Source organism: Nodosilinea sp. FACHB-131 (genome assembly GCF_014695395.1).
In the GTDB taxonomy this organism is placed as follows: Bacteria; Cyanobacteriota; Cyanobacteriia; order Phormidesmidales; family Phormidesmidaceae; genus Nodosilinea.
The window spans coordinates 44110-58091 of the sequence record NZ_JACJOF010000013.1 but is presented as its reverse complement, the minus strand read 5'-3'; the positions used below and the strand labels follow the sequence as shown (position 1 = coordinate 58091).

Here is a 13982-nt window from a genome sequence, read left to right as displayed (position 1 = left end):
TCACTATTGAGAATGGGAAGCAGGGGTTTATCGACTTTTTACATTTCCCCTAGATTTTGGGCAGAAGTATATATCCCCGTAGGTGAATGCTATAACCCCTCTCTGAAACAGGGAATAATTGGGGTAATGTGGCATTACCGAGAGGGGTCGGTCCCCACAACTGCCACCATCGCGGCCTTAGGGCTGCCCTGTTACTGCCCCGCTGCTGGCTAACCACCGCTTGCCGTGGCCTTCGGGCCCGTCTAGATACCCACCATTCTGGGCCGCATGAGCTACTGCATCAACCCTGATTGTTCTAAGCCTAAGAACCCCCCCACGGTTAACCAATGTCAAACGTGTGGGGCAGAGCTACTGCTACGGGGCCGCTACCGAATGATTCGTGCCCTGGGCCAGGGTGGCTTTGGGGCCACCTTTCTGGCTCGCGATGAGCTGCTGCCTGGCAAGCCCCCCTGCGTCATCAAACAGCTGCGCCCCTCCGCTGAAGCGCCCCACGTGCTTGAGATGGCACGAGATCTGTTCAAACGGGAAGCCAAGATCCTAGGGATGATCGGCAACCATCCCCAATTACCCCGCCTGCTTGACTACTTCGAGAGCGAGCAAGAGTTTTTTCTGGTACAGGAATATATCAATGGCCTCACCCTACAGCAGGAGGTCAAACGCGGTGGCCCCTTCACTGAGGCTGGAGTCAAGCAGTTCCTCAGCGAAATCTTGGCGATGGTGCAGTACGTCCACGACAACCACGTCATTCACCGCGATATTAAACCCGCCAACATCATTCGTCGCGACCAGGATAAAAAACTGGTGCTAATTGACTTTGGGGCCGTAAAAGACAAAGTCAACCCAGCCCAGGCCGCTAGCTCTGACCAGACAGCTCTCACCGCCTATGCCATTGGCACTCCCGGCTACGCGCCCCCGGAGCAGATGGCCATGCGCCCCGTCTACGCCAGCGACATCTACGCCCTGGGGGTGACCTGCATTTATTTACTATCGGCTAGAGCACCTAAAGATCTCAACTACGACCCCAACAATGGGGAACTGCTGTGGCGTGAGCATGTGCACATTAGCGACCACTTTGCTGGCGTGCTGGAAAAGATGTTAGAGATCTCAGTCAAGCATCGCTACCAAACTGTGGAGGCCATCCACCGCGACCTAGACCTCGAACCCTACATGGAAAGCCTAGCTCAGAACATGGCGTTTCCCACCTCACTGGGGTCGGCCACCAGCGGGTACAGCAATGGCCATGGGCCGCTGAGTGGGCCCTCACCCCATGCCGCTATCAGTAACTCAGGGGGTGGTTCTCCGTCGTCTCGTATGGCGGCAGCGATTCGAGCTCGGCGCGAGCGATCGCATTCGGGGGCCAAGAGCATGGCTCCCTTGGTGCCAACTCAAAACGGATCGCCCACACCGCGCAAAGCTACTCCCGCTGCTGCGGCACTGTCTGCCGAAGATGTTAAGCAAAAGTACGCCAAAGGTCGACGCGACTTTTCGCTGCAAACCTTCAAAGACCTCGATCTACAGCGCACCCTGCTGATTGAAGCTAACTTTAATCAATCAAAACTGCCCAGCGCCAACTTCCAAGGCTCTGATCTGAGCAACGCCAACTTTGGCCGCGCCAACCTATGCAAAGCAACCTTGCGCAACGCCAAGTTGATCAAGGCTTACTTCCACTATGCCAATCTGGAGGGGGCCGATCTGCGAGGAGCTAACCTTGCTCACGCCTGTCTGTCAAACGCTAACCTGCGGGGGGCCAACCTCTGCGGAGCTGACCTGACGGGAGCGCTAATTTCTGCTGACCAGCTGGCGTCAGCTCGCACCAACTGGTCCACGGTCATGCCCAACGGTCGCCGTGGCGTTCTTTAGGGTAGTGCTGCCGCTTTAGCCTGGGGTGAACCCGCGCTGGGATTAACAGGGTCTTCGGCCTCGGGAACGAGCTGACGGGAGTTGCGCAGCGCCACTAAGGCCTCTTTGATAATGACAGCGGCGGGAACAGCCACAATCACCCCCAGCAGCCCCCCAACCCTAGCCCCGGACAAAATGGCAATAAAGACCCAGAAGGGGTTCAACCCGGTGACGCTGCCCAACACCCGGGGGGCAATGCCGTTTTCGACTAGCTGCTGCACCACAACGGCAGAAATTAGCATGGGAATGGCAATTTTGATGTCCCGCAGGGCCACCAGTAGGGTAACGATGATCACGCCGACGGTACCGCCGAAGGGCACTAGCGCCAGCAGCCCCACGGTGAGGCCAAACAGGGAGCCGAAGGGCACGTTCAACAGGCCAAAGATAATCGTCAGAGCGGTGCCAAAGCAGCTGGCGACAATGAACTGTCCTAAAAAGTAGTTGCGAAAGCTCTGCCGCAGGGTTTCTGAGAAGGGCTGCTGGAGGCGGGTCGGCAGCAGCCCCACCACGCCTTCCCACACCTCTTCGCCATGCTGAAGCAGGTAGAAGGTGAGCACCACGGTCAGTACGACGTCGAGCAGCTTGTTGGCGGTAAAGACCGCCACGTTGATGGTGAGATTGAGGGCTTCCCCAGCGATGGACTGAATCTCGCGCTTGAGGCGATCGCTGGTTTGAGCAATCAGCCCGTCGAGATTGATCGGCCAGCCCCATTCGGCCATCTTGCCGTCGAGCACTATGAGTTGGGTCTTGCCTGAGTCAAACCAGTCGGGCAAGCGCACCACCAGCTGCTGGCCCTGGTCGATGACAAAGGGCAGTACCACAATAGCCAGGCCCGAAAACCCGACTAGAGCCAGGACCAGCACTAGGGTTGAGGCTAAGCCCCGCTTAAGGCCAAGGGTCTCGAGGCGACCCATAGGGTAGCTCAACAGAAACGCCAGCAGCCCAGCGATCAGCACGGTAACTAAAATTGAGCGGAAGTAGCCGAAAATAACTGCCACCGCCCAGACGTTGAGTACGAGCAGCGGGGTAGCCAGCAGAACTAGGGCTGACTGCGCCATGGGGGTAAGCCCTTCCCACCAGCGGGCTAGCCAGCTTTTGGCGATCGGTTCATTACCATGTGCTGCACCGTACTCCATACGTCTGCTCATGTGGGCCAGGGTTTATCGGGGCGCGGCCGTTGTGGCCATCTACAGCCTAAGGCAAAGCAGCGGGTTTCAAGCTTGGGCGATCGCGCTTTTTTGCCAACCAGGTAAAGGCCAAGTGAAGGTTTTCCTCTAGCACTGGGTACCTCAAAGGGTAATATGTAAACAATTTAAAACAAATCCCTCCATAGTCCAGTTTGATTGGTTCGGCTCATTACCCAAATTAATTACTCTATGCTGGCTTCCCATCTCGCTCCTACCTCAGGGATCATTCTCAAGCAGCCCCACCCCCAAAAGGTGCTGGTGCTAGGCGATAGTCTGGTGTACGGCTTTGGCGACCCAGAGGGTGGCGGCTGGGTTGAACGCCTGCGTCGCCTGACCATGGCTCCCGGCCGCGAGGGGGCGGTTTTTTACAACCTTGGGGTGCGGGGAGATGGGGTCAGTCAGGTGAGACAGCGCCTTGACCATGAGTTTCGCAACCGAGGTGAGCTGCGCAACCGGGTACCCGATCTGCTGGTGCTGTCGGTGGGTCTCAACGACTCAGCGCGGGTGGGCAATACCCTGGGCCGCAACCGCACCGACTTTGACGAGTTTCAGGAGCATATGGAAGCCCTGCTAAACCAGGCGCGACGGCTGTGCCCAGTGCTGTTTGTCGGCATGACACCGGTCAACGAACAGGCTATGCCCTTCTCAGAGGTGCTGTATTACACCCACAGCGATCAGTGGCGCTACCGCGAAGCCACCCGTCTGGCCTGCACCAGCCACAACATTCCCTATCTCGATGTGCTCAACCTCTGGATGGGCCGAGGCGAAGCCTGGTGGCAACCGCTAATTTCTGTGGATGGCCTGCACCCCAATGTAGGCGGCTACCGGGCGCTGCTGCAGGACATTCTTACCTGGAATGCCTTTCAAACCGCTGTCGATGTGCCGGTTGGTCAAGCTTAGCTACGCTGCCGTCTCTGGTCATAATTCCTATGGTTGCCGCTCACGAACCGGCCTCTAGCCCAGTTGCTGATCCCGATATACCTCAGTCGGTGGCCGATCGCATGGCAGCGGGCAAGGTTTTGCGGCAGCGGGTAAAGCGCTCTGACCTGGGTGAATATCGGCCTCCTGCCAATCGCCCTGACCCGGTAGACCTGCTCCAGGCCGAGGCGACTACGCGCCTGCAATCCCTGGTGCCGCTGCGCTATGGGCGGATGTTGGCGTCGCCCTTTGCTTTTTTGCGGGGCTCGGCGGCGGTAATGATGGCCGATATTGCCCCGGCGCCGACCACCGGCATTGAGGTGCAGGCCTGTGGCGACATGCATGTGTCTAACTTTGGCGTGTTTGCCTCGGCTGAGCGCAACCTAGTCTTTGCCATCAACGATTTTGACGAAACCTACCCCGGCCCCTGGGAGTGGGATCTGAAGCGCTTAGTGGCCAGCATTGTGGTGGCGGGGCGGTATTTGGGGGGCGATCGCCCCCTTTGCCAAAACTCAGTGCGAGCGGCGATCGAATCCTACCGTCAGCACTTGGCCATCTACGCTGACCTGCCTTACCTTGAGCTGTGGTACGACAACATTACCGATGCCGAGCTGCTCGAAAAACTGCCCGACAGCGCTGAGAAGTATGCCCAGCGAGTTTTGGATAAGGCGCGCGATCGCAACCACCTGCAAGTGCTCGACGAAATGACCAACCTGGTGGACGATCGCCACCACATCATTGAGTCGCCGCCGCTGGTGGTGCGGGCCGAGACGTTAAGCGATGGCCCCACGGTAGTATCTGCCGTAGAGACGCTGCTGCAAGACTATTTGCAGTCTCTGAGCGGCGATCGCCGCTTTTTGCTGTCACGCTACCGACTGCTGGATGTGGCCCGTAAAGTTGTGGGAGTAGGTAGTGTGGGCACCCGTTGCTGGGTGCTTTATTTGGAGGGAAAAGACGCCAGCGATCCACTGTTCTTGCAGGTCAAAGAAGCCCAGCCCTCAGCGCTGGCCTCCTACTCCTCGGCGCGATGTGACCATCGATTGCCCGACGACCACCAGGGGCGGCGGGTGGTGATTGGGCAGAAGTTGATTCAGGGGTCTCCCGATATTTTTCTGGGCTGGGGCAGCCACAACGACACCCATTACTACATTCGCCAACTGCGCGACATGAAAGGTGGCTTTAAGCTCGAACCCGACAAGTTTCAGGTGTCAAGATTGCCCGACTACTGCACCCTCTGCGGCTGGGCTTTGGCGCTGGCCCACGCTAAGTCGGGCGATGCCGCCATGCTAGCGGGCTACATCGGCAAAGGCGACGCGTTAGCCGATGCCCTGGTTCTCTTCGCTGAAGCCTACGCCGACCAAACTGAGCACGACTACGATCGCCTGGTAACCGCCGCCAAACAGGGGCGCATTCCCGTTGCTTACGACGATTAGGGGTCCGTACTTCACTAAACCAAGGATGACAGGCATCACCTTATACCTGACACCTTTTCCCTTAAACCCGAATCCACCCAGCCCGTCACAATCAGGTTGGCAAACGCTTAGTCGAGACAGCCTTCGTCCAAATCTGACCCTGTAGTTGGCGGTAGGCCAGACCGTTGAATTGGGCGGCCCAAAATCATGTTCTGGGGTCGGCTGACCGGTGGCGGCTGGGGCGGGGCTGCTTCGCACAGAGCCTCGACCTCGATTTCCACCAGCATGTCGGGGTTCATCAGGGTGGGAATCTCGACGGTGGTGTTGACCGGCGGATGGTCGGCAAACAGCTCATAGTGGGCCTGGGCAACCTCTTTCCAGCGGCTCATGTCGGTGATGTAGATGCGGGTGCGCACCACATCGCTGAGGTCGGCATCCAGTTCTACTAAAGCTTGCTGAATAATCTCAAAGCAGCGCTTGGTTTGGGCATAGGCGTCGCCGGGGGCAAAGGTGCTTCCCTGACCATCGCTGGGGGCGGTGCCTGAGACAAAAATCTGCTGGCCCACCCGCAGCGCCCGGCAGTAGCCGACCTGCTCTTCCCACGGGGTGCCCGAAAACGCTCGCTGCCGCGCCATTGCCCTGCCTAAGGTAAAATCAGCCCCAGCATAGCGTTATTCCTGGGTGGTGTTGGGCATTTCAAACCAATGGCGAACTGGAGCATTTTTGGGATTCCTACCCCTAAACATCAAGAGTGCTAAAGGGAGTTCAGAATGAGGCATTGGTCCTGCGGCCACGCGCTGGAAATGGCTGGGCCTAGGGCAAGGTGACGTCAAGACTAGCTGACAGCTAACCGCAAATCTATGGTCGTTTTCTCAAAGATAGGGATAGCGGTGCTGGCCATTTTGGTCGGTAGTGGTGGGGTAGTGGCTCTGTTCTACGGGGCGAACGCGCTGGTGGAGCGCTTTGCTCCAGGACGGCTCAAAGGTCGCATTTTGCCCTGGGTTTACCTGGCTCCGGCGCTGCTGCTGCTGGTGGCCTACCTGGTCATTCCGACGGTGTTGACGGTTTACGTTAGCCTGCTCGACGCGCGATCGCAGTCCTTCGTCGGTTTCAGCAACTACATCTCCCTCTTTGCCGACCCGAGTATGGGCGAGGCCTTTCGCAACAACATTTTCTGGTTGGTGGGGGTAACGGGGGTCAGTGTCAGCCTAGGGCTGCTGATCGCGGTGCTGGCCGACCGAGTGGGCTACGAGCCCTTGCCCAAAACGCTGATCTTTTTGCCCATGGCAATCTCCTTCGTCGGGGCCAGCGTGATTTGGAAGTTTATCTACGCCTTTCGCCCGGCGGGGACTGCCCAGATTGGCTTGCTCAACGGGGTGATCACCAGCCTGGGCTTTGAGCCGGTGGGCTGGCTGGTGGAGCGATCGCTCAATAACTTCGCCCTAATCGCCATTATGATTTGGCTGCAAACCGGCTTTTGTATGGTGCTGCTCTCGGCGGCGGTAAAGGGCATTCCCCAGGAGATGATCGAAGCCGCCCGCATCGATGGGGCCAATGAGGTACAGATTTTTTGGCGCATTGTCGTGCCCATGATTCGCTCCACCATTCTGGTAGTCTCAACCACCACCGTGCTGCTGGTGCTCAAGGTGTTCGACATTGTATACGTGATGACGGCGGGCAACCAGGGCACCGAGGTGATCGCCAGCCGCATGTTTAAGGAGATGTTTAGCTTTCGCCACTATGGCCGGGGCAGTGCGATCGCCGTCATGCTGCTGCTCGCCGTCATCCCCATCATGGTCGTCAACATCCGTGAATTTCGCCAGCCCACCACCCGCTAACCCCCTACCTCCCCCACCTCCCCCCCACCTTCCCTACCTCCCCCATGCCCCGCCTCGCCCGCACCCCCATCCACCTCGCCCTAATCACCCTCTCCCTGCTGTGGACTCTCCCCAGCCTGGGCCTGCTGATCAGCTCCATCCGCCCCCCGGCCGATGTACTCTCTAGCGGCTGGTGGACAGTATTTCAGCATCCCTTCGAGTTCACCCAGTACAGCCTAGAGAACTACCGCGCGGTGCTAGGCGCGGCGGGCATGGGGCAGGCGTTACTGAACAGCTTTACCATCGCGATTCCGGCGACGGTGATGCCGATCGCGATCGCCGCCTTTGCCGCCTACGCCCTGGCCTGGATGGAGTTTCCGGGTCGGCAGTGGCTATTTTTGGCGATCGTGACGCTGCTAGTGGTGCCCTTGCAAATGACATTCATTCCGCTGCTGCGGGCCTACCGCGATCTGGGTCTGACGGGCACCTTTGCCGGGGTGTGGCTGGCCCACACGGGCTACAGTCTGCCCCTGGGCATCTACCTGTTGACCAACTACATCCGGGCGCTGCCGCAGGATTTAATCGAGGCGGCGGCAGTGGATGGAGCCACCCACCTCAAAATTTTTACGCGGGTGATTGTGCCACTGTCGATGCCGGCGATCGCCTCCTTTGCGGTCTTCCAATTTCTCTGGGTGTGGAATGATTTGCTAGTGGCGCTAGTGTTTTTGGGCGGCACCCCCACCGTCGCTCCCCTAACGATTACCCTCACCAACCTAGTCGGCTCGCGGGGCCAAGACTGGCACCTGCTCACCGCCGGGGCATTCGTCACCATGACGGTGCCGCTGCTGGTGTTTTTTGCCCTCCAGCGGTACTTTGTGCGCGGGCTGCTGGCGGGATCGGTGAAGGGGTAGGTGGGTAGGTGGGTAGGTGGGTGGATGGGTGGATGGGTAGATGGGTTAGATGAGCCTAAAAACGCCACCCTCTCACCCCGCAACCTACCCATCCACTCTCCCACTCATCCACCCTCCCACTCATCCACCCTCCCACTCATCCACCCTCCCACTCTCCCACTCATCCACCCTCCCACTCTCCCACCTATCCACTCCCTCCCCCCATGCCCTCGGTCACCTTCAAATCTGTCACCAAGCGCTACAGCGAGTTCGTAGCCCTGCGCGATTTGGATATTGAGATTGGCGATCGCGAGTTTCTGGTCTTTGTTGGGCCTTCGGGCTGTGGCAAAACTACTACTCTGCGGCTGTTGGCGGGGTTAGACAGCGTGACTGCGGGGGATATTTACATTGGCGATCGCCGGGTGAATGAGTTGGCCAGCCGCGATCGCGACATTGCGATGGTGTTTCAGTCCTATGCGCTGTACCCCCATATGACGGTGTACGACAATATGGCCTTTAGCTTAGAGCTTCAAGGTTTGGGCAGGGGCGACATTCAGCAGCGGGTGCAGCGGGCGGCCCAGCAAATGGGGCTGGAGGATTTGCTTCACCGCAAGCCCAAGGACCTCTCGGGGGGGCAGCGGCAGCGGGTGGCAGTGTGTCGAGCGATCGTTCGCAACCCGGCGGTGTTTTTGATGGATGAACCCCTCTCCAACCTCGATGCCCAACTGCGCGTGCAGGCCCGTACTGAAATCAGCCGCCTGCACCGTGAGCTGAAAAGCACGTTCATCTATGTCACCCACGACCAGGTCGAAGCCATGACCATGGGCACCCGCATCGCCATTTTGAACCAGGGTGTCTTGCAGCAGATCGACACCCCCCAGGCGATCTACAGCAGCCCTAAAAACAAGTTTGTGGCCGGGTTTATTGGCAGCCCCGCGATGAATTTCTTTGATGGAGCGCTGGTCGAAATGACCGATCAGCTTTGGTTCAAGTCTGATGCTCTCAGCTTGCCTCTACCGCCGACAACCTCGGCCCAGTGCCAGCGCTACGTCGGTCAGCGGGTGATCTGCGGCCTTCGCCCCGAAGATATTCACGATCGCTGCTATCTGCCCCCTGGCATGGTCACCGCACCCCTCAAAGGCACCATTACCCACACCGAAAGCATGGGCCATGAGGTGATTGTCTACCTCACTTTAGGCGATGAGCAGAGCTGTGTGGCTAGGGTCGATCGCCGATCTACCCTGACCCTAGGCGACAGGGTTGAACTGGCCGTCAACACCGCTGTCCTACATCTGTTTGATCCCCACACTGAAGAGGCAATAAGTTAACTCTTTGGGTGGGTCATCTTCAGGGGCGGCTTTTGCTACCTTAACGAAGAACAATGCTGAACAGGGAATACTTCGACTCTGGCACCCGTTCTGCTCACTTTACCACCAGAGGATTTTCTCTATGGCCAAGGTGCCTAGAGGTAAACGGCAGTCTCCCCGCTTTTGGAACGAGATTACTCCAGAGTCATCGGAGTTGCAGCTCTCCCCAACGGCATGGCGGCACGAAGAGACTGTGAACAAGCAGATTCAAATTTATGCTCAGCTGCATCTGCTGCAGCAAATAGTAGATTCGCTGCCTGCTTGCGTTTCCTACGTAGACAAAAACCTCTGCTATCAGTACGTCAATGGCACATATCAAGACTGGTTTGGCATCAAGCCAGAGGATCTCTATGGTCGCTCCCTAGAGACAGTCATTGGCACTGCCGCCTACGAAAAGGCCAAGCCCAATATCGATCGAGTTTTAGCGGGAGAAAAGGTAGTTTATGAGGCCGCTCTAAACTATGACCTAGCGGGGACGCGCTACGTGCAAGCCACTCTGGTGCCTGACTTCGACACTGAGGGTGCGGTGAAAGGCTATTTTGCGCTGATTCAAGACCTGAGCGATCGCAAGGCGGCAGAACTTGCTCTCCAGCAGAAGGCAGAGCAAGACCACACTCTCTGGCAGATTACCCAACGCATTCGACAAACCCTGGACCTGCAAGATATTCTGGCCACCGCCACCGAGGAGGTGCAGCGTCATCTGCACGTCGATCGCACCCTGATTTTTCAGTTCACCTCAAGCCACGGCGGAGAGGTCATTCAGGTTACCCATGAGACTGACTGCCCTATAGCCGCCACCGCTCACCAGTGTCAGGGGCAAGGGCTGCGGTCAACCTGCTATCAACATTATGGTCAGAGCACCGTGGGTGCTGTCGCCGACCTAGAGCAGCAGGATGCTGACCTTTGCCTCGGCCCCTTGATGCAGGCGATCGCGGCCAAGTCGGCCATCATTGCCCCGGTGCTACAGGCGCAGGACGAAGGAGAAAACTGTCTTTGGGGGTTTTTGATCGCTCAGACCTGTAGTGACTACCGCCAGTGGAGCACGGGAGAGGTCGATCTGCTGGAGCAGGTGGCCGATCAATTAGCGATCGCCGTGCAGCAGGCCGATCTACTGGCAAAACTCCAGTGCCAAGCTAAACGGCTGGCCGAGACCAACCAGGCCCTAGAGCAGGCCAACCAACGCTTGAATGAACTGAGCCGCCAGGATGCCCTGACTAAAATTGCTAACCGTCGCCATTTTGACGTCGTTCTTCAGCAGGAGTGGAAACGCCTGAGCCGCAGCCAGTTGCCCCTCTCGCTGATCATGTTTGATGTTGACCATTTCAAGCAATTTAATGACCGCCACGGGCACCTGGCTGGAGACACTTGCCTGACCACCGTCGCCCAAACCAGCCAGCGCGTGGTCAATCGCCCTACCGATTTAGTCGCCCGCTATGGGGGTGAAGAGTTTGTCGTCGTCTTGCCCAATACCGATCTTTCGGGGGCACTCACCATTGCCGAAACTCTTCGCCGCAGCATCTGCAACCTCAACATCGTAAATTTTGAAACGGCCACCGAGACGATCTATGTCACCGTCAGTGTTGGGGTGGCCTGCCAGATTCCCACCGTCGACAAGTCGCCCCAACATCTGATCGACATCGCTGACCGGGCACTCTACCGAGCCAAGCAAACCGGACGCAACCGCGTAGTCTATGGGGAATAAGGATTCTTTTCGCAGGGCTGGCACAGTAGCGCAACCTGGCCTAAGGTTAGGGCCATACAAGCCAACTGAGTCAGGCCACCACCATGAAAAAACTTCCCCAGTTCGTCGGGCTTACGCTCATCTTCAGCGTTGTCATGGTTGGCTGTAGATCACAGTCCAACGCTCCCCAAACTACAGAAGTTCAGTCCGGCGATACGATCACCATTCTGGGCACCCTGACCGGCGTGGGCGAAGACAAGATGCGGGCCGCTATGGCTCCCTTTACCGCCGCAACTGGGATTGAAATTATCTACGAAGGCAGCGACGCCTTTACCACCCTGGTGCCGGTGCGAGTTGACTCGGGCAACCCGCCAGATATGGCCCTATTCCCGCAACCGGGACTGATGATGGACTTTGCTGAAGCCGGTCAGATGGTACCCCTCACCGACTTTATCGATCGCGCCACCCTGGGCGATGCCTACGACGAGTACCTGCTAAATCTGGTCAGTCTAGAAGACGATGTTTACGGCCTCTGGATGCGGGCCGATGTCAAAAGCCTGGTGTGGTACAACCCGCAGGCTTTCGAGGCCAAGGGCTACACCGTGCCGGAAACCTGGGCCGAGATGGAAGCGCTGAGCGATCGCATCGTCGCCGACGGCAGCAAACCTTGGTGCATGGGCATGGAAAGCGGCCAGGCCACCGGCTGGGTCGGCACCGACTGGGTTGAAGACATTCTGCTGCGCCAGGCGGGGCCAGCGGTCTATGACCAGTGGGTGAGCCACGAGATTCCCTTTGCTGACCCGCAGGTAAAGGCGGCGTTTGAGGGCTTTGGGGCGATCGCCCTCAACCCCGACGCGGTGTTGGGCGGCACCACCGGCATTCTCAGCACCCCCTTTGGGGAAGCCCCGCTGCCTCTATTTGCCAACCCACCGGGCTGCTACCTGCACCACCAGGCCAGCTTTATTGTCGAATTTTTGCCAGAAACCATCGAACCCGGCGTCAACCTCAGCGTGTTCCCGCTACCGCCGATGGACCCAACCCAGGGCAACGCAGTGATTTTGGGCGGCATCGTCTTCGGCGTGTTTAACGACACGCCAGCGGTGCGCGCCCTGATGGCCTATCTGGCCACCCCCGAACCTCATGCGATTTGGGCCGGGCTGGGCAGCTACATTTCCCCGCACCGCCAGGTGAGCCTCGACGCCTACCCCGACGACCTCACCCGCAGGCAAGCCGAGATTTTGCGCAATGCCGATGTGCTGCGCTTCGACGGTGCTGATCTGATGCCGGGGGCGATCGGCACGGGTGCCTTTTGGTCGGGAATTGTCGACTATGTTGATGGCCAAGACTTAGACACCGTGCTCAGCGACATCGACGCCACCTGGCCCCCAGAATCTGAGTAGGGGTGCATGGCGATCGCCCCCGCAAGGAGTTTGGTTTTCCCTCGGGGGTTGCTGACAAACAATATGATTTAAGAGAGCAAACCACCATGCCAGTTGGCGTCGGCAAACTGCTCAAAAACACCCTGGTCATGGATGTGTCAGCCCGCACTAAGGGTGCCGTAGCTCGAAGTTAGATAGGGAAGCTAAATTCATGGGCCAAGACTTAGACTTCCGCCGCCACAGTTAAATAGGCAGAAAACAAAGCCCTTTCTTCCGATGAAAGGCGTTTGGGACGCATGGTTTTGATATCTACAAATAAGCCTTTTTGCATGCCCTCAGCGGCCAACACCTGGTCACCGTTGTAAAAACGAAACTGCATGACCGCTGAGGCATTGCGCAGTTCAGACAGCCACATCTGGGCCTGAACGCGATCGCCCAAATACAGCGGCAACTTATAAATAATGTTGGTTTGAGTTAAAACGGGCGCGATTCCCTGTTTGAGCACTTCATGGATTGGCATGCCAATGGCTTCTAGCAACTTGAGGCGGCCAATTTCCATCCAGTGGATGTAAACCGAGTTATTCACATGGCCAGCGAAGTCAATTTGATAGGTATAAACCTCAAGATCAAACAGAAGTTTGTGCATAGTCTGTGCTCAGCCAAAGAATAATTGATCTAAGTCACCGCTCAGTGACACGGTATCATGGTCACCGGATGGTGACAAGTCAGCAAGAGGACTTTATGGCGCGCGATAAAGAAGAAACTAAGGCCCGCATTTTGGCAGCTGTCGGCAAACTCTTGGCCGAATCGGGCTTTAAGAGCTTGGGGGTAAATGCAATCGCCCGCGAGGCCGGAGTCGATAAAGTCTTGATTTATCGCTATTTTGAAGGGCTACCGCGCTTGCTCCAGTGTTTTGCCCAGGAGGGGGACTACTGGCCTACGGTGGACGAATTGGTTGGCGATGATTCTATGGTAGATGCTAAAACCCTGGCCGACTGGATGGCCTATCTACTGTCAAGATTCTCAGATAATTTGCAAGAGCGCCCCATGACGCAAGAAATTCTGCGGTGGGAACTGCTAGAAGGCAATGAATTAACTCGCGAACTTGCCGATGTGCGCGACAAATTTGCCCTAGACAGCTTGAAGTTTCTGGAGACTAAAGGCCCGTTTCCTCCAGACAAAGATATTCCGGCAATTAGCGCGGTTTTGGTGGCAGGGGTAGTCTATTTAATGCTGCGCACAAAGTCTAGCAGCACATTTATGGGCATCGACTTTAGCTCGCCTGATGGCTGGCAGCGCATCGAAGCCGCCCTCAACTCTATTGTTCAGCTAACGGCTGAAAGCAAACCCTAAAGTCCATTGGCGAGTGTTGACTAGGCCTTCGTCAAGCTTTGATTTGTAGGTTGAGATGAGCGCTAGCAGAAGCAAACCA

The 13982-nt window shown here is 57.5% G+C and carries 12 protein-coding genes; 9 read left to right on the top strand and 3 right to left on the bottom strand.

What is annotated here, in order from left to right; all coding sequences use genetic code 11:
* The first annotated feature begins 267 nt into the window (after positions 1-267).
* Complete coding sequence (locus tag H6F75_RS08600; protein WP_190751194.1) at positions 268-1860, top strand: serine/threonine-protein kinase; 1593 nt, start codon at positions 268-270, stop codon at positions 1858-1860.
* Here H6F75_RS08600 and H6F75_RS08595 read toward each other — a convergent pair.
* On the bottom strand, positions 1857-3047 hold the full coding sequence (locus H6F75_RS08595; RefSeq protein ID WP_242019824.1) for an AI-2E family transporter: 1191 nt from the start codon (positions 3045-3047) through the stop codon (positions 1857-1859). The genes H6F75_RS08600 and H6F75_RS08595 overlap by 4 nt on opposite strands.
* 228 nt (positions 3048-3275) lie before the next feature.
* On the opposite strand from H6F75_RS08595, the gene H6F75_RS08590 reads away from it, so the two are divergent.
* Positions 3276-3986: a GDSL-type esterase/lipase family protein gene (locus H6F75_RS08590; RefSeq protein ID WP_190751192.1), complete on the top strand. Its 711-nt coding sequence runs from the start codon at positions 3276-3278 to the stop codon at positions 3984-3986.
* Positions 3987-4015: 29 nt separating this feature from the next.
* Entirely contained in the window at positions 4016-5437 is a 1422-nt protein-coding gene (locus tag H6F75_RS08585) for a DUF2252 domain-containing protein (RefSeq protein WP_190751190.1), read from the top strand.
* Positions 5438-5544: 107 nt separating this feature from the next.
* Here H6F75_RS08585 and H6F75_RS08580 read toward each other — a convergent pair whose 3' ends face one another.
* The gene (locus H6F75_RS08580; protein ID WP_190751188.1) at positions 5545-6051 is read right to left on the bottom strand and encodes a RidA family protein; all 507 of its coding nucleotides are present in this window, start codon (positions 6049-6051) and stop codon (positions 5545-5547) included.
* Between the two features lie 225 nt (positions 6052-6276).
* On the opposite strand from H6F75_RS08580, the gene H6F75_RS08575 reads away from it, so the two are divergent.
* The 5 genes from H6F75_RS08575 to H6F75_RS08555 all read left to right on the top strand — a co-directional run bounded on the left by H6F75_RS08575 (position 6277) and on the right by H6F75_RS08555 (position 12571).
* On the top strand, positions 6277-7254 hold the full coding sequence (locus H6F75_RS08575; RefSeq protein ID WP_190751186.1) for a sugar ABC transporter permease: 978 nt from the start codon (positions 6277-6279) through the stop codon (positions 7252-7254).
* A 44-nt stretch (positions 7255-7298) separates the two neighbouring features.
* Positions 7299-8144 (top strand): carbohydrate ABC transporter permease, encoded by an 846-nt coding sequence (locus H6F75_RS08570; RefSeq protein ID WP_190751184.1) that lies wholly within the window; start codon positions 7299-7301, stop codon positions 8142-8144.
* Positions 8145-8347: 203 nt separating this feature from the next.
* A complete protein-coding gene (locus H6F75_RS08565; protein WP_190751182.1) occupies positions 8348-9451 on the top strand; it encodes an ABC transporter ATP-binding protein in 1104 nt (367 codons plus the stop codon).
* A gap of 121 nt (positions 9452-9572) precedes the next feature.
* Positions 9573-11192, top strand: coding sequence for a diguanylate cyclase (locus tag H6F75_RS08560; protein WP_190751180.1), 1620 nt, complete (start codon positions 9573-9575; stop codon positions 11190-11192).
* 83 nt (positions 11193-11275) lie between these two features.
* Positions 11276-12571 (top strand): ABC transporter substrate-binding protein, encoded by a 1296-nt coding sequence (locus H6F75_RS08555; RefSeq protein WP_190751178.1) that lies wholly within the window; start codon positions 11276-11278, stop codon positions 12569-12571.
* A 202-nt stretch (positions 12572-12773) separates the two neighbouring features.
* Here the strand turns inward: H6F75_RS08555 and H6F75_RS08550 are convergent, their stop codons facing one another.
* A complete protein-coding gene (locus H6F75_RS08550) occupies positions 12774-13196 on the bottom strand; it encodes a thioesterase family protein (RefSeq protein WP_190751176.1) in 423 nt (140 codons plus the stop codon).
* Between the two features lie 95 nt (positions 13197-13291).
* Between H6F75_RS08550 and H6F75_RS08545 the strand changes: the two genes are divergently transcribed.
* Positions 13292-13903: a TetR/AcrR family transcriptional regulator gene (locus H6F75_RS08545; RefSeq protein ID WP_190751174.1), complete on the top strand. Its 612-nt coding sequence runs from the start codon at positions 13292-13294 to the stop codon at positions 13901-13903.
* Positions 13904-13982: the final 79 nt, after the last annotated feature.

Excerpts from the sequence above, each read along its gene's own strand:
- H6F75_RS08600 (WP_190751194.1), top strand. The coding sequence starts at position 268 with ATGAGCTACTGCATCAACCCTGATTGTTCTAAGCCTAAGAACCCCCCC.
- H6F75_RS08595 (WP_242019824.1), bottom strand. The coding sequence starts at position 3,047 with ATGAGCAGACGTATGGAGTACGGTGCAGCACATGGTAATGAACCGATC.
- H6F75_RS08590 (WP_190751192.1), top strand. The coding sequence starts at position 3,276 with ATGCTGGCTTCCCATCTCGCTCCTACCTCAGGGATCATTCTCAAGCAG.
- H6F75_RS08585 (WP_190751190.1), top strand. The coding sequence starts at position 4,016 with ATGGTTGCCGCTCACGAACCGGCCTCTAGCCCAGTTGCTGATCCCGAT.
- H6F75_RS08580 (WP_190751188.1), bottom strand. The coding sequence starts at position 6,051 with ATGGCGCGGCAGCGAGCGTTTTCGGGCACCCCGTGGGAAGAGCAGGTC.
- H6F75_RS08575 (WP_190751186.1), top strand. The coding sequence starts at position 6,277 with ATGGTCGTTTTCTCAAAGATAGGGATAGCGGTGCTGGCCATTTTGGTC.
- H6F75_RS08570 (WP_190751184.1), top strand. The coding sequence starts at position 7,299 with ATGCCCCGCCTCGCCCGCACCCCCATCCACCTCGCCCTAATCACCCTC.
- H6F75_RS08565 (WP_190751182.1), top strand. The coding sequence starts at position 8,348 with ATGCCCTCGGTCACCTTCAAATCTGTCACCAAGCGCTACAGCGAGTTC.
- H6F75_RS08560 (WP_190751180.1), top strand. The coding sequence starts at position 9,573 with ATGGCCAAGGTGCCTAGAGGTAAACGGCAGTCTCCCCGCTTTTGGAAC.
- H6F75_RS08555 (WP_190751178.1), top strand. The coding sequence starts at position 11,276 with ATGAAAAAACTTCCCCAGTTCGTCGGGCTTACGCTCATCTTCAGCGTT.
- H6F75_RS08550 (WP_190751176.1), bottom strand. The coding sequence starts at position 13,196 with ATGCACAAACTTCTGTTTGATCTTGAGGTTTATACCTATCAAATTGAC.
- H6F75_RS08545 (WP_190751174.1), top strand. The coding sequence starts at position 13,292 with ATGGCGCGCGATAAAGAAGAAACTAAGGCCCGCATTTTGGCAGCTGTC.